This window comes from Ensifer oleiphilus (genome assembly GCF_013371465.1).
GTDB classification, from domain to species: domain Bacteria; phylum Pseudomonadota; class Alphaproteobacteria; order Rhizobiales; family Rhizobiaceae; genus Ensifer; species Ensifer oleiphilus.
Map to the genome: position 1 here is coordinate 22,348 of NZ_JABWDU010000003.1, position 16,885 is coordinate 39,232.

Annotated in this window: 18 protein-coding genes, 2 pseudogenes and 1 riboswitch; of the genes and pseudogenes, 12 read left to right on the forward strand and 8 right to left on the reverse strand. The window is 58.7% G+C overall.

Annotated elements, in window-relative coordinates:
• Window positions 1-31 precede the first annotated feature (31 nt).
• Window positions 32-787, reverse strand: coding sequence for a response regulator transcription factor (locus HT585_RS12850; RefSeq protein ID WP_176353320.1), 756 nt, complete (start codon window positions 785-787; stop codon window positions 32-34).
• A 365-nt stretch (window positions 788-1,152) separates the two neighbouring features.
• On the opposite strand from HT585_RS12850, the gene HT585_RS12855 reads away from it, so the two are divergent.
• Window positions 1,153-1,386, forward strand: coding sequence for a hypothetical protein (locus HT585_RS12855; RefSeq protein ID WP_210270411.1), 234 nt, complete (start codon window positions 1,153-1,155; stop codon window positions 1,384-1,386).
• Window positions 1,387-1,715: 329 nt separating this feature from the next.
• Window positions 1,716-2,123: a hypothetical protein gene (locus HT585_RS12860; protein WP_176353321.1), complete on the forward strand. Its 408-nt coding sequence runs from the start codon at window positions 1,716-1,718 to the stop codon at window positions 2,121-2,123.
• Window positions 2,124-2,522: 399 nt separating this feature from the next.
• On the opposite strand, the gene HT585_RS12865 is transcribed toward HT585_RS12860, so the two are convergent.
• The 6 genes and pseudogenes from HT585_RS12865 to HT585_RS12885 form a co-directional block, all read right to left on the reverse strand.
• Window positions 2,523-3,218, reverse strand: a complete 696-nt coding sequence (locus HT585_RS12865; protein ID WP_176353322.1) for a winged helix-turn-helix transcriptional regulator — start codon at window positions 3,216-3,218, stop codon at window positions 2,523-2,525.
• 36 nt (window positions 3,219-3,254) lie between these two features.
• A complete protein-coding gene (locus HT585_RS12870; RefSeq protein ID WP_176353323.1) occupies window positions 3,255-4,031 on the reverse strand; it encodes an SDR family oxidoreductase in 777 nt (258 codons plus the stop codon).
• Window positions 4,028-5,737 (reverse strand): acetolactate synthase catalytic subunit, encoded by a 1,710-nt coding sequence (locus HT585_RS12875; RefSeq protein WP_176353324.1) that lies wholly within the window; start codon window positions 5,735-5,737, stop codon window positions 4,028-4,030. The genes HT585_RS12870 and HT585_RS12875 overlap by 4 nt, the downstream gene beginning before the upstream one ends.
• A complete protein-coding gene (locus HT585_RS12880) occupies window positions 5,734-7,092 on the reverse strand; it encodes an aspartate aminotransferase family protein (protein ID WP_176353325.1) in 1,359 nt (452 codons plus the stop codon). Before HT585_RS12880 ends, HT585_RS12875 begins: the two co-directional genes overlap by 4 nt.
• Before the next feature lie 102 nt (window positions 7,093-7,194).
• Window positions 7,195-7,272, reverse strand: coding sequence for a hypothetical protein (locus HT585_RS32230; protein ID WP_425513755.1), 78 nt, complete (start codon window positions 7,270-7,272; stop codon window positions 7,195-7,197).
• Window positions 7,267-7,893: pseudogene (locus HT585_RS12885) on the reverse strand (GntR family transcriptional regulator); the annotation flags it as partial. The pseudogene HT585_RS12885 and the gene HT585_RS32230, both read right to left, overlap by 6 nt.
• A 282-nt stretch (window positions 7,894-8,175) precedes the next feature.
• On the opposite strand from HT585_RS12885, the gene HT585_RS12890 reads away from it, so the two are divergent.
• The 10 genes from HT585_RS12890 (at window position 8,176) to HT585_RS12935 (ending at window position 16,485) form a co-directional block, all read left to right on the forward strand.
• The gene (locus tag HT585_RS12890) at window positions 8,176-9,288 is read left to right on the forward strand and encodes an ABC transporter ATP-binding protein (protein WP_176354145.1); all 1,113 of its coding nucleotides are present in this window, start codon (window positions 8,176-8,178) and stop codon (window positions 9,286-9,288) included.
• Window positions 9,285-10,184: an ABC transporter permease gene (locus HT585_RS12895; RefSeq protein ID WP_176353327.1), complete on the forward strand. Its 900-nt coding sequence runs from the start codon at window positions 9,285-9,287 to the stop codon at window positions 10,182-10,184. Before HT585_RS12890 ends, HT585_RS12895 begins: the two co-directional genes overlap by 4 nt.
• Before the next feature lie 85 nt (window positions 10,185-10,269).
• Window positions 10,270-11,037 carry an ABC transporter permease gene (locus tag HT585_RS12900; RefSeq protein ID WP_343214020.1) on the forward strand — a complete coding sequence of 256 codons (768 nt, stop codon included), beginning with the start codon at window positions 10,270-10,272 and terminating at the stop codon, window positions 11,035-11,037.
• Between the two features lie 48 nt (window positions 11,038-11,085).
• A complete protein-coding gene (locus tag HT585_RS12905) occupies window positions 11,086-12,156 on the forward strand; it encodes an ABC transporter substrate-binding protein (RefSeq protein ID WP_176353329.1) in 1,071 nt (356 codons plus the stop codon).
• A 594-nt stretch (window positions 12,157-12,750) separates the two neighbouring features.
• Window positions 12,751-12,927, forward strand: coding sequence for a hypothetical protein (locus HT585_RS12910; protein WP_176353330.1), 177 nt, complete (start codon window positions 12,751-12,753; stop codon window positions 12,925-12,927).
• Window positions 12,928-13,085: 158 nt separating this feature from the next.
• Window positions 13,086-13,217: riboswitch (TPP riboswitch) on the forward strand.
• 221 nt (window positions 13,218-13,438) lie between these two features.
• Window positions 13,439-14,434 (forward strand): glycine oxidase ThiO, encoded by a 996-nt coding sequence (gene thiO / locus HT585_RS12915; RefSeq protein ID WP_176353331.1) that lies wholly within the window; start codon window positions 13,439-13,441, stop codon window positions 14,432-14,434.
• Entirely contained in the window at window positions 14,424-14,621 is a 198-nt protein-coding gene (thiS, locus tag HT585_RS12920) for a sulfur carrier protein ThiS (RefSeq protein ID WP_176353332.1), read from the forward strand. Before thiO ends, thiS begins: the two co-directional genes overlap by 11 nt.
• A gap of 2 nt (window positions 14,622-14,623) precedes the next feature.
• A complete protein-coding gene (locus HT585_RS12925; RefSeq protein WP_176353333.1) occupies window positions 14,624-15,397 on the forward strand; it encodes a thiazole synthase in 774 nt (257 codons plus the stop codon).
• Window positions 15,394-16,011 carry a thiamine phosphate synthase gene (locus HT585_RS12930; RefSeq protein ID WP_176353334.1) on the forward strand — a complete coding sequence of 206 codons (618 nt, stop codon included), beginning with the start codon at window positions 15,394-15,396 and terminating at the stop codon, window positions 16,009-16,011. The genes HT585_RS12925 and HT585_RS12930 overlap by 4 nt, the downstream gene beginning before the upstream one ends.
• A 309-nt stretch (window positions 16,012-16,320) precedes the next feature.
• Entirely contained in the window at window positions 16,321-16,485 is a 165-nt protein-coding gene (locus HT585_RS12935) for a PIN domain-containing protein (protein WP_176353335.1), read from the forward strand.
• A gap of 140 nt (window positions 16,486-16,625) precedes the next feature.
• Here HT585_RS12935 and repC read toward each other — a convergent pair.
• Window positions 16,626-16,844: pseudogene (gene repC, locus HT585_RS12940) on the reverse strand (replication initiation protein RepC); the annotation flags it as partial.
• Window positions 16,845-16,885: the final 41 nt, after the last annotated feature.

The window sequence follows — 16,885 nt, forward strand, 5'->3', positions numbered from 1 at the left end:
AAAATTAAATCTTACTTTGTAGATTGCTGAATTAGAAACCTCTTATTTCCGTTTTTGCAGTATTACAACGATCAACATCCGCCGTAGACGAATTAAGTTCCACCGCGTAGCCGGACGCCCTGACTGTGCGAATGAGATTGCCGCCAGTCAGGCGTCGCAGCGAACGACGCAGGTGGCCGATATGCACATCGACGGTGCGCGACTGAACATAGAGGTTTGGCGGCCAGGCAACCTCGATCAATTGTTGACGGGTGAAGACGTTGCCGGGGGCCTCGAGAAGACGGCTCAACAACTTGAACTCGATTGGACCAAGTTGGAGCTCACGCCCTTCATATTTCACCTGCCGTCGCCCCACGTGAATTTTCAGCCCTCCGAACTCCAATGTGTCCGCCGACCGCGGTTGTGCCGGCGCCGTCCGTGCGGGGAGCATTGAAAGAGAATGTAGATAATTCAACAGCCTAATCGGCAACACGGGCCGGACAAAGTTTTCATCCACGCCTGCCTTCAATAGATCCAGATAATGCCGCTCGTCGCCGGCTGCAACAAGGGCAATCGTTGGGATTGCGGCGGTGACCTCGTTCGACCTGATCGTCGCGCATGTCCTTAAAGTCGATGCTGCGTCGGTGCCCGTATCCAGGATAATCACATCAGGCTTCATCGCCGCCGCTTTCTCGACGACCTCTTCTTCACTGGCCAGCACGGTTCGAAAGCCATCGACGTTGAGGATATGCGTGAGCAGGAGGTAGATGTCGACGTTGCGCGGGCAGATAAGGATCAAAGGTTTCATCGCGCTGTCTCCATGACTGTTGCTCGCTGACGTTTCATCGAGCGCCTCATATTTTGATGTCACAAAATGACTTTCTAAAAGATCTATAATCTCGTTAAATCCCTCAATTTTCCCAGTTTTTCTGAACGTGTATTTATCATTCGCAACAATCCTCCAATAATTGATACAACATAAGACTGGAAAGCCCGGCGTTTTACCGCTATCTTGGCGCTATCGACAGCCGACGAGGACAAGCGTTCGGTGTCGAATGATGTTGCCAGGGACGACACGATAAGAACCGCCAAACGGGTTCTGTGGCTCACGGATACGGAGTTCCAACGTCCGGCAACTTCAACATCACCTGCCGGACAGCAGGGAGATTGAGCTTGTCCAAAATTCTCGTTAAGCCGTCCGGCATCAGCGATACGGGCGGAAAGGACGGCATCTGGAAGAATTTCAGAGCCGAGGAAGCGGTCACCGCCGCGATCGATCTTTATGGGCCGCAGGCCGCGACAGCCGCCGCTTATTGCGCACTGGATGCCTGGACTGAGGCGCGTAGTGATGACTACAAATTCTGGTTTGGGGTCTTTTCAAAGCTAAGAGATCGCAGGACGACGTAGCTCGGGCAGAGCGTTGCTGGCTTACAGCAAGGTGAACGGACGGCAGACTTTGCCTTCGCACCATTGGGCGAACGCGGCTCTAGACGGCCTCTGGCATCCTTGAGACAACGGTGGCCGAGCCTCGGCTCTCCGCCCTCGCCTCTGCTTCGAACAAAACCAAGCCGTCCGGACCTGCGCAGATATCTTTGTCTCGACGCACTGCGCTTGGTCAGGAGGGCGATAGGTGCATGTGGCGCGGGGTCATCAAGCTTGTCGCACAATGGTTTCCCACATTGAAAACCCTAGGCTGCGCTCCAAGTTTCTAAGTGAAAGCCACATCCAGGAGGAGTTTGCATGAACCGGAATACAGTAATCGGTATAGTCGTCGCTGCCGTGATCATCCTCTTGGCGGTGATGTTCCTAATGCCAAGGACGAACGACACCGCGACAGAAACGGCAACCCCGCCGGCAACCACGACGGAACCCTCAACAGCGCCGTCGACAACGACTCCATCCACTACGGAGCCGACGACGACCGCACCGTCGACCACAACACCCTCCACTGCCGAGCCATCGACAACGGCGCCATCGACGCAGCCGTCCACTACCCAACCGTCAACCACGCAGCCGTCGACAACACCACCGGCGCAATAAGAAAATGGTGGCCGCTTATCCTGCAGGCAGCGGGAGAGCGGCCGCATTCTCACGATCTCGCGAGAGCAGGTGCTCTGTCATGGCCCAAAATGGCTATGTCTTAGTTTATTTCCCGCTACATGAGTTTTTATTAGGATAGCCGAATGTAACGGGTCGGGAGGTTGAGATGGAGCGCATAGAATCCGAGAAGCTTGCTGCTGAGGCAGCAATGAAAGTCTGGTCAGTGAGCGAATTCTGCAAACGACACCGCCTCTGCTACGAGGAGGAGAAGAGGCTCAGGTATCTGTTTGGACACTTCGCTACTGCCCGCGAATTGCTACACAACGCACAGCGCACGCCGAAATGGCGGACCTGAACAGATGTCGAAGTGGGAAGCGGCATTTGGTCGAGGCTTAGTCTGCCCTGATGGAGATACCGCTTGCGAGGCCAATTATGACCACACATTGCAGAACGTAGGCCCGTTGTTCACTTCCTCGACGGCAGGCTGATGTAGCCGGCACAAATCAGTGCGATGGAAGGTAAAGCGCGTACCCGACGGAGCGAACGGTTCGAATGGCGTCGACCCCTGCCCGCTTCATTGCTCGCCTTATATGTCCAATGTGAATATCGACGGTGCGCGGTTCAACCTCCGCATCCGGCGGCCAGGCAGCGGCAATGAGGTCATCGCGCGTATGGACAACGTCGGGAGCCCGGATCAGGCACAGCAACAGACGAAACTGGAGTGCCGACAGAAGAACTGGGTGGCCGTCTCGCTCGACGCGAAGCCGACTGAGGTTCACTTCGATATCGGCGTAGCGCAGTATCGTTGGTGATTGCATGCCCGATTGCGCCGCCATATCGGCGCGCAAATCGCGCAGAAATGCAAGCAGCCGCTCCGGATTGAACGGGCGGTGTAGGATGCAGTCCACGGCTGCCGGTCCTGGCTGATGATCGTGGTCTGCGTTCTCCGTGTTCACGAGGGACACGACCTTGACCGCAGGCTGCATGACGGCCGCGATGCGGTCGAAGAAGGCGGGTGTATTCGTGTCGGGATCGGAGCAGTCGACGATGACCGCCATCGGTGGGGCTTGATCAACACGGTTCAGCAACTCGCTCAAACGGCTGGTGTTTTCAGCCGAGAAGCCTTCGAGCGTCAGGATGTGCTTAAGAAGCAGGTAAAGTTCCGCGTCGCCGGTATGGATGAATATGCGCTCGCTCATCTGTCGCCCCTTTCTCGACCTTGCCCGACTTCAGCCTCACGCCGGCGCGTATTCGCCGCCATTGACATCCAAGATGGCCCCGTTGATGAAGGCCGCTTCATCGCAGGCGAGAAAACCTATGGCAGCGGCGACTTCACTCGGGACACCCATTCGGCCAGCGGGAATGCGTGCGATAGCCGCCTGATTGGTTGGGGTGCCGATAGCGCCGGCCATGGCGGTCGCAATTCTGCCCGGAGCAACGACGTTGGCCGTGATGCCTTGTGCGCCATAGGGCCAGACAAGCGAACGTGCGAGACCCGCCATTGCTGCTTTAGAGGTTACATAAGCACTCCCGGCGATGCGCGGAAGTGTTCGCCCGGCGATCGAGCCAACGAACACAATGCGTCCGAATCCGTGCCGGACCATGCCTGGCAACACCGCCTGGCAGCACAGCATCGCGCCGGTTAGATTGACGGAAAGAACTGAGTTCCACTCATTAAGGTCGACCTCAGCGAATGGTGACGGACCGTCTATACCCTTCGGTGAGATGCCGGCATTGCAAACGAGCACAGCAGGACTTCCCCAGCTTTGCTCGAGTTCGCGAAAGAATGCCGTGATCTGATGTGGTTGCCCGAGATCGACGGTACGCGCCAACAAGCGCTCAGGATCGAATTCGCGGGCAAGATCTTCCTTGGCGTTTCGCACATGCCCTTCATTTTGTCCGAAGATCGCAACCCGGTGACCGATTGCGAGAAGATATCGGGCTGTTGCCAGCCCAATACCTGTCGTGCCGCCTGTCACCACGGCGATCCTTTCCGTTTGGGTATTCGTCATGCTGCCGCATCCATGCTGGCGAATAGGGACAGGGGAGGATGTGCTTGCGGGTCCGTCATGACCTCAATGAGCATTGGCCCCTTGGCATCCAGGCTCTTTGTGAGCAGATCGGCCAGATCACGAGGATCTTCAACGCGCACCGCGGGGCAACCGCACGCCTTTGCGATTTGAACATGGTCCACGTCGGCGAAGTGGCAGGCCGTCGTGTAGCTGCCAAACTTCACGGTCTCCGCATCTCGCTGGAAACCAAGGATGCCGTTGTTCAAAACGATAATGATAACGGGAAGCTGCATGCGCACCATGGTCTCGAGCTCGGCCCAGCTGTGCGCGAATCCGCCATCGCCGACGAGCGCAACGACTGAACTTTGTGGTCGTGCGGCCTTGGCGCCAATCGCGAGCGGCACCCCCCAACCAAGGCCTGCGAGACCGCGGGGCGTGATAAAGCGCATGATGGCGGGTGCCCGTAGTTGCCCGATAACCCACATCGAGGAGTAGGAGGCATCGGCGACGATTGTCATATCGGGAGACAACAATGGCTGAAGGTCTGCCATCACCCTTTCCGGGCGGATGGGTCCGGACGCAGCGGTCGCAACGTCCAAGCGATCGCGCTCGAAGGCCGTCCAGAAGCCCGCTATACGCTCCTCCAATCGCGCGCGTTGATTATGGCGGCGTGTCAGGTCGACGCCACCAAGTGCTTTGCGAAGGGTCGAGAGGGTTTCCGCGGCGTCGCCAACGAGACGGATCGCCTCATAGTTCCGCCCGACCTCTGTCGGATCGACGTCCACATGCACGACCGTCGCAGAGGCTGGAATTTGGCGCCAGTTGTCCGTTCCATTCTGGTTGGTTCGCGTCCCCACAAGAATGACCAGATCCGCTTCCTCCATCAATGGCAGCGAGTGACGCCCGAGCGAGCGGGGCCCGGTCAATGATCCAAGGACACCGGCAGACAATGGATGAAACTCGTCGACCGCCCCCTTGCCCATATTCGTCGTTATTACGGGCAGACTTGCTTCGTGCTGCAAGGCCATCAGTTCTTGTGCAGCGCCTGAGCCGTGCACGCCGCCACCTGCAACGATGATGGGTGCCTGCGCCGATGCAATACGCCGTGCCACCGCATCAAGGGCCTCCTCCGGTGGCCGCGTGCGGTCAAGTGGAAAACGGCCGAGGCAACTTGTTCTTGGAAGGACGGCCGGCTGAGCCGGCGCGCGCAACAAGTCGGCAGGCAGCAGCAAGACCGCGGGCCCGGGCCGGCCAGAAGCCGCGACGGTAAAGGCGGCATCCATATAGTCGTCTATCCGTTGCGGGGTGTGAACGCGCCGAACCCATTTGGCGCAGGATTGGAACAGCGTGATCTGATCCAGATCCTGGAAAGCATTTCTGTCCGTCTGGTCGCTTTCGACGTCCTGAACGAGCGCGACGATCGGAACACTGGCCTTTAAGGCTTCGGCCAGCGGCGGGACAAGAAGTGTCGCGGCAGGACCGTTCTGTGCGGCAACGACAGCCACCTTTCCGGATACACGGGCATATCCGTCAGCCATTGCACCGCCCATGTTTTCTTGTCTATAGGCGATTTGTCTGATGCCGGCCGCTTCCGCCGCGAGAATGACCGCCGAGGGGAGGCTCTGGGCGAAGATGACTTCTACCTGGTGGCGGCAAAGTATGCGGGCAATACGCTCGGCGACAGTTTCGGTTGCGGGTTTGGTCATTGTTGCGCCCTTCCGTTGGCGGCGTGAACATTCAGGAAATCATCGAAGGCAGCGACGATGAGATCGATGTCGCTGTTCGTCATTGGGGTCGAAAGGCTGGCTGCGGCGCCATGGGGAAGCAGGATTCCCCATTGAAGGAGATGCCGTGCAAGTTCCTTCATCACGCGGTCCTGCGCATCGTTCTGCAGGGCTTCTCGATATTCGGTTGGCGCAAGTCGTTTGGGGTGTATGCGAAACAGGGACGATGCACCCGTGACGCAAAATGGCGCGTCAGTGCGGCTGATGCTGCTTTCAAGGCCGACCCGCACCCGTTCTCCAAGCGCCTCCAGATGATTGAAGTTCTCGTGGGTCATTGCTTCCATGGCGACGCGACCGGCCACCATGGAAACGGGATTGGCGGAAAAGGTGCCTCCCTGCGGCAATAGCGGTTTGTTCACTTGCGTACCGAAGACCCGCATGACCTCTTCACGTCCGCCGACCGCACCGATCGGGAACCCACCGCCGATGATTTTGCCCGCCGTTACAAGGTCAGGGGTGAGACCATATCGCGGCGAGGCGCCTGCGTAGCCCTGCCTGAGATTGAGAACCTCATCTGCGATGATGAGGATACCATGCTTGCGTGCAACCGAACTGAGGGTCTCGACGAAGGTGGCAGTGGGATGAATAAGACCGGCGCGGCTAGGCATCGGATCGATCAACACGCAGGCAACCCTGCCACGCAAGGCGTCTAGACGTTGTTCCAGTCCGTTGACATCGTTGAACCGGATGAGATGAACGTCATCGGCGACACTTGCAGGTGTGCCGTGATAGGCAGGGATCGCCCGTGGGATCGCGGCCCGGTCGCTAAGGTTTGGGTCCACCGCCTGCCCCGCCTCAGCCCAGTCGTATGCGCCATGATAGGCCCCTTCGATCCTGACAATTCCAGGTCGTCCCGTGAACGCGCGGGCGGCTTTGATTGCGAACATCACCGCCTCAGTACCACTATTGACGAAGCGGACTTGTTCGATGGCCGGGATCCGATCGACAAGCAGTTCGGCAAGCCCGATCTCGTGCTGCGTCGGATTGGCAAAGCACGTCCCCATCCGCATAAGATCGCTTGCAGCCTGACGGACCGGCTCGAAGCCATGCCCGTGAATAAGGGTCGTGAAGTTGTTATTGAGGTCGAGCAGGCGATTGCCATCGACGTCAACCAGATAGGCGCCCTCCCCGTAAGCGACGTAAAACGGGATAGGATCTTTCTCGACAGTGGCGCGGGTCACTCCACCTGGAAAAACGGGCATTGCGCGACTGAATAGACGCGTTGATTTGGTCCGTGCAGGCAGGGCCTGCGCGGCTTGAATTCCTTGAACTGGCATGGCTTGAGCTTTCTGAGCAACAAATTCGGCTCGTCGTTTGTACGAGCTTTACAGTTTTGTTGCAACAAAATTATACGCCGTCAAGTCCACGCAACAAAATTCCTACTGCGCTGAGCGCGTCGCCCTTTCACGACAGGCCCGCCTCAAGCGGCGATAGCCGTCGCGAATATCGTTCTCCATTGCAGCGCGAACGCCTGGACCATCGCGCTCCTCAAGCGCCTCCATCGCAACCTCATGGTTGTGAACGCCAAACCGCTCCTTTGCAAATTCCGGATAGAGATCATGCAAGGACGGGCCGATCCGCAACCAAAGCGTTTCGATCATCGAAACAAGGTGCGGCAATCTAGCCAGCCGGAAAATCGCAAAATGGAACTCTTTATTATGCCACAGGGCATCTGCATATTGCCCGGCATCAAGCGCCGAATTGATCTGCCTTTGCAGAGCCCTAAGAGCTTCCACATCCTGAGGAACAACATGTTCGGCGGCCTGCTGCGCCGCCAAGCCCTCGAGCGCCAGCCGGATCAGCGTAATCTCCTGCAGCGCCTTTGCATCAAGGACTGGCACGACCACCGTCTTTGGGCCGGCATAGACAAGCGCCGCCTCACTTGCGAGGCGATTGATCGCATCACGCGCAGGAGTAGTACTAACATCCAAATCCTGGGCAACCGCCCTTACCGTCAACTTATGTCCCGGACGGTAGACGCCGCGAATGATCCGCTCCTTCATCTGGCGATAGGCCGCATCACCAAGGTTTTCCGCCGCACGATCAATATTGGCCAGCTCGCTTACATGGACCGCCATTCAAACCCCTCACTCAGTTGACAATGCAAGTTTTTGATGCAACAAAATTGAAATGTGAAAGTTCTGCAAAGCTTTTGTCGCATCAACCAGTCCTAGCAGCTTTCTTGATTATCGTCACGGGTGCCGCCTGCGAGGCTGGTGCGGATTCTTTCATTGCCATTGGTTTGCCCCGACGGCGCCTGCGGGTCGTCCGAGAGGATCGTTGGGAATAGGCGGCAAGGCGGCCCTTCAGAGGTCGGGCGCCACAGAGCGTCACAGGAACAGTTGAAAGGAAGATCGGAATTGATTGGTCAATATTTGTCTCTCATCGGGCTCGAAAAGCACTTTGGCAGTGTTCGGGCCGTCACAACACTGTCGCTGGAGATCGGTGCCGGTGAATTCGTCTCGCTTGTCGGCCCTTCCGGTTCCGGAAAGACAACCGCGCTGAACATGATTGCAGGGTTTGAGGAACCGAGCGCCGGCAAGATCGTCATTGGAGGACGCGACCTAACGCATGTTACCCCCAATCGCCGGGGCATCGGCATGGTGTTTCAAAAATACGCGCTTTTCCCGCATATGACGGTGCAACAGAACATCGCGTTTCCGTTGCGCATGCGAGGGCAATCGAACAAGACGCGGATTGCCACGCGGGTCGACGAGATGCTCGAACTCGTGCAGCTCTCAAGCTATGGCGAGCGCTACCCCCAGCAATTGTCCGGCGGCCAACAACAGCGCGTTGCTTTGGCGCGCGCGTTGGCATTCGAACCACCCGTTCTATTGATGGATGAACCACTGGGCGCGCTGGACAAAAAGCTACGGGAGGCGATGCAGTTCGAAATCAAGCGTCTGCAAGAGCGGCTGGGCGCAACGGTTGTCTATGTGACGCATGACCAGGACGAAGCACTGACCATGTCGGACCGCGTAGCGGTGATGGCCGGCGGCGAGTTGAAGCAGTTCGGCACGCCGACGGAACTCTACCGGCATCCGAATTCCGCATTTGTCGCCGATTTTATCGGGCGGATGAACTTCATAGAAGGCAATTGCATCGAGAATGCAGGTGGCACGGCCATGGTGCGTCTTTCAGACGACACGGTTCTCTCCATTCGCGCGCAAGGTCTGCCGGCGCGCCCATCAGCCGGGCAATCCATAAAGCTCGCGATACGCCCAGAGCGTGTCCGCGTTGCCAGGCGTGGTGAAGGCGGTTCGGGTTGCCTTGCGGCGGTCGTTCAGACCTGCGTCTTCGTCGGCTCAGTCCATATTCTCGTGGTTCGGCTGGAATGCCGCCCGGACGTTTTGTTGCAGATACAGCTACCGGCCGAAGGAGGACAGCCGTTTCGCGAGCGGGATACGGTTGACCTCCTGCTTGATGATGGCGCCATCCACTTGTTTGCAGACACGGAAAGGCACGCGGCATGAGCGGCCCTTCCGAAGTTCCGCAGCCGGCTTTTCCCCGCCAGCGACGATCGAGTGCGGCATCCGCACGGTTTTATTCGCGTGGCGTTTCAGTGTGCTTGGCGGCGCCCCTCGTCGTGGCTCTGGCCATCGGGTTCGTCTATCCCGTAACCCGGCTTGTTGGCTTGAGTTTTGAGGGCGGAAGCCTTGAACAATATCGGCGTCTTGTTGCCGAGCCGCTCTATCTCGGCGTGTTGGCGAGTACGGTCAAGGTTGCCGTCGTTGTGACGATTGCAAGCCTTCTTCTCGGCTTTCCCGTCGCCTATCTGATGGCACGGTTGAGACATGGCATCGCCATGGTCGTTGCCGCCTGCGTCTTCATACCCTTGTGGACCTCGGTTCTGGTCAGATCCTATGCCTGGGTGGTGCTTCTCCAGCGCAACGGTATCGTCAATACGCTTCTAGCCGATGCCGGTATCACCGACGGACCGATGAAGCTGATCTACACGCAGGGTGCGGTGATCGTCGCAATGACGCATGTGTTGATGCCGTTCATGATCCTGCCGATCTATTCAACCCTGCGAACCTTGCCGCCCGACTATAACAGGGCTGCGCGGAATCTGGGAGCTGGCGCGTTTCGTGCGTTCATCAGCATCACCTTGCCCCTCAGCCTGCCGGGTGTCTTTGCCGGCAGCGTTTTGTGCTTCGTCCTTGCGCTGGGTTTTTACATCACGCCGGCGTTGGTTGGCGGTCCCGGATCGATGCTCATGGCAACCCTGATCGGGCAGCAGACGACTGTGCTGCTCGACTGGCCGTTTGCCGCAGCGCTGTCGACGGTCCTTTTGACCGTGACGCTGATCTTCGTTTTCCTGTTTCGAAAGACACTCTCGCTCAGCAAGGGATTGCACAGTGTCCACTGATCTCACCCACTCCACCAATCGTCTGTCACCGGTTCGCGACCTTTACGACTCGGCCGCCGTTCAGGTCTTTGCCAAGGCTTTTGGCGTGACTATTCTGGCTGTCGTCATCGGTTGCGTCCTTTTCTTCCTGCTGCTGCCCACGCTGATCGTCATCCCGATGTCGCTTAGCGAAAAGGACTATATTGAGTTTCCACCGAGCGGGTTCAGCCTCAAATGGTACCGCGCCTATTTCAGCGATCCGGACTGGATGGCGGCAACCTGGTTCAGCCTTAAGATTGCGCTTGCCACGACTGCGGCCGCTACGATTATAGGCACGATGGCCTCCCTGGCGATCGTGCGCGGGCGTCTCCCCTTCAGTTCGGCGCTGCAGGCGCTTGCGCTCGGGCCGATGATCGTGCCGCACATTGTGCTTGGCGTCGCCCTTTATCTGGTGTTCTCGCCGCTGCAACTGACGGGCAACTTCTTCGGCTTTCTCATCGCCCATACGGTGCTTGCCACACCTTACGTGATGATTACGGTGACGGCGGCGCTGCAACGCTTCGACCCGGCGTTGGAACTGGCGGCGTTGAACTGCGGCGCCAACAGGCTGCAGGCTTTCGTCCTTGTGGTCTTGCCCAATATTGCACCGGGGGTAGCGGCTGGGGCGGTGTTTGCCTTTCTGGCTTCGTTCGATGAAGCCACGGTCGCGTTCTTCATCTCAGATATCGGCGGCAAGTCAATCGGTCGCAAGATGTTCGAAGATATCGACTTCAACCTCACGCCCGTCATCGCAGCTGTCTCGACGGTGCTGGTCGTCATCTCCCTCCTGTTGATGGGCGCCATTCACTTGGCCAATGCCCAGAAGCGCGGCTGAGCAAGTGCGCGATCCATTTCCCCTGCCAACCCTACAAAGGAAACTGCCATGATTTCATTTCCGCTGCGTTGGACGAGAGCTCACCGAGTGGTGGCTGCAAGCGCCTTGTCTCTCTTATCCTGGTCCTCGGTATCGCTTGCAACCGAGCAGGTTGTCATCGCTTCGACGGGCGGTGCCTACGACCGCGCGCTGAAAGCGGCCTGGTTCGATCCCTTCACAAAGGCGACCGGGATCAAGGTCGTAACCGTTGTTGCCACCAACGCTGAAATGCGGGCCAAGGTCGCGGCGATGGTCAAGACTGGGAATGTCACCTGGGATCTCTATCTCGACGGTGAGATCCAGGCGGCATCGACGGCCCATAAGGCGGTCACGGAGGACCTGACGGATTTCTGCAAACAGTTTGCCGGACGAAAAGATCTCGGCGTGAACGCTTGCGCTGCCGGCGGCGCGCTGTTGCAGTCGACGGCCACGTTGCTCGCCTATCGAACCGGCGATGGCGGACCGACACCTGAGACCTGGGCCGACATGTGGGATAGCAAGACCTTTTCCGGCGAGCGGGCATTTCCCAATTTCGACGACCCCTGGCGTGTGATGGCAGCGGCGCTGCTTGCCGATGGCGTCAGCCGAGACGAGCTGTTTCCGCTCGACGTGGAACGGGCGCTGAAAAAACTCGACGAAATCCGGCCCGCGGTTTCAGTGTGGTGGAAAACCGGCGATCAGAGTGTGCAGGGCTTTCGCAATGGCGACTATTCGATTGGGCAGATTTGGCTGACGCGCGCCAAGGCGATGCAGAACGAAGGTTTGCCGATCGGCTGGTCCTATAAGGCATCGTTTCTGGTCGGCGACCGCATTGCGCTCGTCAAAGGCGCACAGAATCGTGACAACGCGCTAAAACTGATGGCCTTCTGGCTGAATTCGCCGGAAGCGCAGGCGATGGCTTGCGAAGTGCTTTCGTGCACGCCGCCAAGCACCGACGCGATCGCCCTGATGTCGGAGGACGTGCGCAAGACGATGCCGCATGCGAACGAGGTTCGGGACTTTATGGTTGTCCCCGACGCGGAATGGATCAACGCCAATGCGGCGCAATTGCTGCAACGCTGGAACGAGTGGCTTCGCTAGCCCATTACGATGAAAAAGCCGCAAGCATGAAACCGACAGCTCGGATCCTCCCGGGAAAGATCCGGGCTGTCGCGCAATCCGGCTGCGCGTCGGAGAGCGGATAAAGGCACGCGCAAGTCGGAATACCTCCCCGTCTCATCCCATATGGCTCCTGGCGGCGGCTGCTACCCCGGTCTCGCGCCACTCTAAGAGACGCGCGATGCGGCGACAGGACACGTCACCTGCACAGCCGCGACGCCTTGATTATCGCGTCTGCGCGTCTCCATGCCAGAAATGCTCGACCTGACACCGCGGCGAATGCTGAAATCTGCTTTCACTGAGCTCCAAATGTGAAGGAAAGCGCCATGTCAAATCGTCTTGTATTCTCTTTGTTTTTCGTCTCGATGAGCATCCTGCTCGTCTGGGCGTTTCGACCTGCGACGACAATGTTCACAGGGTCGTCGCAGACAAATCAGTCTGAGCCCCAAACTCGATGATCGAGCCGATCGCCGCCGGATCGGCAGATCCGTCAGGTCGTCCTTTGCGCATGATGCAGCCATCCAGCGGAACAAAACCGGCGCGGCATAAGTTGGCCTTCCAAATGAGGAGACCAACATGAGCACGATACCGACTGAACCTATCCCGAGGCCGCCCGCTCCCGACCTGCCCCCAGGTCTGCCGCCGGACCTGCCGCAGCCTCCTATCGAGGAACCGGAGCCCGACGTCCTTCCCGACGAGATTCCCAACCCAAACCCGGATGAAAATGACGAGCCGCCGAAGCACCTGAAATAGCTTCGCCATGCAGGCGCGCTCCTTGCAGATCATGATGACGGCGTCAGGCATGACGATGCGTTTCTTGCGCTGACCGCTACAAAATCTGGCGACCTACGTTGTCAACATGTCCACCAAAACGACACTTGACAAAGCAGGGCATTGGCCTTTGAACTCGGTTCATTCACCAGGGGGGTCCTGACAAAGGGCTGAGATATTGCTGGGCGGATCGGCTTTTTCGACCGCAGCGCAATGACCCGTTGAACCTGATCCAGTTCATGCTGGCGTAGGGACGGTGGGAACGACGGCGCTGCGACAGCTCCTTTGCGATCGCGTGGACGTGTCTCTATCTTTCCAGCGCCAGGATCTGGGTCTCCAAACGTTAAAGTTGGAGCCAGCGAATGGTTTTTTCATATGCAGCACACGAACCGTACCGCAGATATAGACGCCAACACCGACGTCCGTTAGCGCAGCGGCGAATGGGCAAATGACCCTACCGCGACACCCAAGTATCGGATCGAGCGGAAGGCGAATGCAACCGGTGGCCATTAAGGGAGCGGGAGTCGTCGGTCTTGTCACGGCCTACGAACTGGCGCGTCGCGGCATCGAGGTCGAGATTGTCGAGCGGGCTGAACGCATTGGCGCCGGTGCATCCTGGTTTGCCGGTGGCATGCTGGCACCCTGGTGTGAGCGCGAAGGTGCCGACGAGAAAGTCGAACGCGTCGGTGCGACAGCCATTGAGTGGTGGCAGGCGGCGCTGCCCGACAAAGTCGCGCAGGAGGGCACACTTGTCGTCGCCGCCCCACGTGACACTCGCGAGCTCGATCGGTTTTCGACACGAACCACCGGGTACAGATGGCTTGATGCCGACGAGATAGCCGCACTGGAACCGGATCTGGCCGGCCGCTTCTCGCGTGCACTCTTCTTCCCGAAGGAAGCGCATCTCGATCCAAGAGAGGCGCTGTCATCACTCCATGACACTTTAGTGGCCATGGGCGCGCGTTTTCACTTCGGCCAGACGCGCGATCCCACCCTCGACCTCCATGTCTCTTGGTGTATCGATTGCACCGGCCATGCCAGGCTCCCGGATGACGCGGCTCTGCGGGGCGTGCGTGGCGAGATGCTCTATCTGCGCACCGGCGACATTCGGCTGTCGCGTCCGGTGCGCTTCCTGCATCCACGACACCCCATCTATGTCGTTCCACGGCGTGAGCGCGTCTTCATGGTCGGGGCAACAATGATTGAGAGCGAATTGTCCGGTCCTATCGCGGCACGGTCACTGATGGAGCTCTTGAACGCCGCCTACGCCCTGCACCCGGCCTTCGGCGAGGCGCAGATTACTGAAACTGGAACTGGTATTCGCCCCGCCTACCCCGACAATCTGCCGAGGATCACGAGAAGCGGCTCAATCTATTCCCTGAACGGCATGTATCGACACGGTTTCCTGCTCTCGCCGGCCCTAGCGCACGACGTTGCCGAACTTCTGCTCAACCCGGACCACGGATCGGAGTTCTATGATGAACCTTAATGTCAATGGCGAAGAGCACGAGATCGCTTGCTCAACGCTCGCCGAACTGATGGCAGCACTCGACTATGAAGGAAGCTGGCTGGCGACCGCTGTCAACGGCGAACTTGTGCACGCGGCCGACCGCGATGGATGGCGCTTGCGCGATCATGATCGCATCGAAATTCTCTCGCCGATGAAAGGTGGCTGAACATGCTGCAAGTCTACGACACGGAAATCACCTCGAGACTATTCCTGGGCACTGCGGGCTACCCCTCTCCGGCCGTGCTTTCGGACGCCGTGCGAGCTTCAGGGACACAAATCATCACGGTCTCGTTGAGGAGAGAAACAGCCGGCGGCAAAGCGGGAGGTGCGTTTTTCGAACTGATCCGCGGGCTCGGGACGAAAATACTGCCGAACACCGCCGGCTGCCACACTACCAAGGAGGCGGTGCTCACTGCCAAGATGGCGCGCGAAGTTTTCAAGACGAACTGGATCAAGCTCGAAGTGATCGGCAATCAAGACACATTGCAACCGGATGTGTTCGCGCTGGTCGAAGCCGCACGGATCCTTTCGAACGAAGGCTTCGAGGTCTTTCCCTATACGACCGACGATCTGGTTGTTGCCGAACGCCTGGTGGAAGCTGGTTGCCGCGTGCTGATGCCCTGGTGTGCTCCGATCGGCAGTGCCATGGGGCCGCAAAACCTGTCCGCCTTGAGGTCGATGCGGGCGCATTTCCCTGATGTGACTTTGATTGTCGATGCGGGCATCGGCCGTCCTTCGCATGCAACGACGGTGATGGAGCTCGGGTTCGATGCCGTGCTCCTGAACACGGCGGTGGCCGGTGCCGGAAATCCGGCCGTGATGGCGTCGGGTTTCGCCAAGGCGGTCGAGGCCGGTCGGTTGGCTTTTGAAGCCGGCATGCTAGAACCGAGAGACATGGCTGTCCCCTCCACCCCGGTGATCGGAAAGGCGGTCTTCTCATGAGGCTCGATCCCTTCTACCTCATTGTCGACAGGGCCCATTGGGTCGAACGACTCGTTCCAATCGGGGTCAAACTGGTCCAGCTTCGCATCAAGGAAAGACCCGACAGCGAGGTTCGTCGCGACATTCGCATTTCCAGGGCCATATGCGACAGACACGGTTGCCAACTTGTCATCAACGACCATTGGCGCGTGGCGATCGACGAAGGCTGCGATTTCGTTCATCTCGGTCAGGAAGATCTGGAGCAAGCTGACGTTGCCGCAATCCGTGGGGCCGGACTGAAGCTCGGCATCAGCACACATGACGAGGCCGAGCTCGAAATGGCGCTCTCAGTTGCGCCCGACTATGTCGCTCTGGGACCGGTCTATCCGACCGTTCTCAAAAAGATGAAATGGGCGCCGCAGGGGCTTGCCCGCCTCACCACATGGAAGAAGAAGATCGGATCGACCCCGCTGGTTGCGATCGGTGGACTGAACCTTGAACGCATTGATGGCGTCCTCACGCATGGCGCGGATTGCGCCGCGGTCGTCACCGACATTACACGTAGCCAGGATCCCGAGGGCAGAACACGGCAATGGATCGCTGCAACCTCACGCGGGCGCATTGCGCCAGCTTGAACGAGATCTTCGTTTCCCGCCCATCGCCGGCTGGGCACTCCGTGAAACCGACTTCGTGGGCGTTGTGCCCACGTTGGTTGTGCTGCACGGACCAGAAAAGGATGAGCGTACCAGGCGGCGGCCGCTATCGCGGCCAGAGCCCGTTCGCGCGCGGCTTGACCGGTTCAAAAGGGTCGCCGCAGGAGGTTCAGCGCAAGCGCCGGCCGCAGGCCGGGAACCGGGACCGACTACCCCCGGCAAGCCGCTCCGCACACTCGAGATATTTTCGCTCTTCGCGATCGGGCGTCGATCGACTCGGCGGTTTCTGCGATGTCCGGCAAGCTCGAGGCCGAAGCAATCGCTTCGGGACACAATCCTGGCATGGCTGACGCGCTCATCGCCGGAACGGCGAAGGCCCATGACTTGACGGTGGTAACGCTGAACCTGCGGCATTTTGAGCCGTTCGGCATCGACCTCATGGCGGTACCTGTTTGAGCGGAGCAAGTGCTTCGGCACCAGATTGGGCGACATTCCACCTTAGATCAAAATGCCTGTGTGACGCCTCGATACCAATGACGAATGCCAAGTGGCTATCGCGAACATCGCGCCAGCCCGAATCATCATCGCCGGTTCAACTACTCCAGGCTTCTCGGGAGCGAATCCGACACATCGAACTGTAGCTTAGTCGCAAAATTCGCCTCCCCCGGTGTGTGAAGTCTCTTGATTTCGTCCAGCTTGGCGCGCAACAGCGCCATGACCATTGGCCAAGTCGAGAGTTTTCCTTCCCTTGCCTTGTCGGTCAGGCTGAGCAGATAGCCGCTGGCGCTGTTGATCTGGTCTGCACGCTGGCAGATCGTATGCATACACTCAAGGCCGCAGGATATTGGATCGCAGG

Excerpts from the sequence above, each read along its gene's own strand:
- HT585_RS12870 (WP_176353323.1), bottom strand. The coding sequence starts at position 4,031 with ATGACGAATACCCAAACGGAAAGGATCGCCGTGGTGACAGGCGGCACG.
- HT585_RS12925 (WP_176353333.1), top strand. The coding sequence starts at position 14,624 with ATGCTGCAAGTCTACGACACGGAAATCACCTCGAGACTATTCCTGGGC.
- HT585_RS12880 (WP_176353325.1), bottom strand. The coding sequence starts at position 7,092 with ATGCCAGTTCAAGGAATTCAAGCCGCGCAGGCCCTGCCTGCACGGACC.
- HT585_RS12935 (WP_176353335.1), top strand. The coding sequence starts at position 16,321 with ATGTCCGGCAAGCTCGAGGCCGAAGCAATCGCTTCGGGACACAATCCT.
- HT585_RS12875 (WP_176353324.1), bottom strand. The coding sequence starts at position 5,737 with ATGACCAAACCCGCAACCGAAACTGTCGCCGAGCGTATTGCCCGCATA.
- HT585_RS12905 (WP_176353329.1), top strand. The coding sequence starts at position 11,086 with ATGATTTCATTTCCGCTGCGTTGGACGAGAGCTCACCGAGTGGTGGCT.
- thiO (WP_176353331.1), top strand. The coding sequence starts at position 13,439 with ATGCAACCGGTGGCCATTAAGGGAGCGGGAGTCGTCGGTCTTGTCACG.
- HT585_RS32230 (WP_425513755.1), bottom strand. The coding sequence starts at position 7,272 with ATGGAGAACGATATTCGCGACGGCTATCGCCGCTTGAGGCGGGCCTGT.
- HT585_RS12895 (WP_176353327.1), top strand. The coding sequence starts at position 9,285 with ATGAGCGGCCCTTCCGAAGTTCCGCAGCCGGCTTTTCCCCGCCAGCGA.
- HT585_RS12930 (WP_176353334.1), top strand. The coding sequence starts at position 15,394 with ATGAGGCTCGATCCCTTCTACCTCATTGTCGACAGGGCCCATTGGGTC.
- thiS (WP_176353332.1), top strand. The coding sequence starts at position 14,424 with ATGAACCTTAATGTCAATGGCGAAGAGCACGAGATCGCTTGCTCAACG.
- HT585_RS12865 (WP_176353322.1), bottom strand. The coding sequence starts at position 3,218 with ATGAGCGAGCGCATATTCATCCATACCGGCGACGCGGAACTTTACCTG.
- HT585_RS12910 (WP_176353330.1), top strand. The coding sequence starts at position 12,751 with ATGAGCACGATACCGACTGAACCTATCCCGAGGCCGCCCGCTCCCGAC.
- HT585_RS12850 (WP_176353320.1), bottom strand. The coding sequence starts at position 787 with ATGAAACCTTTGATCCTTATCTGCCCGCGCAACGTCGACATCTACCTC.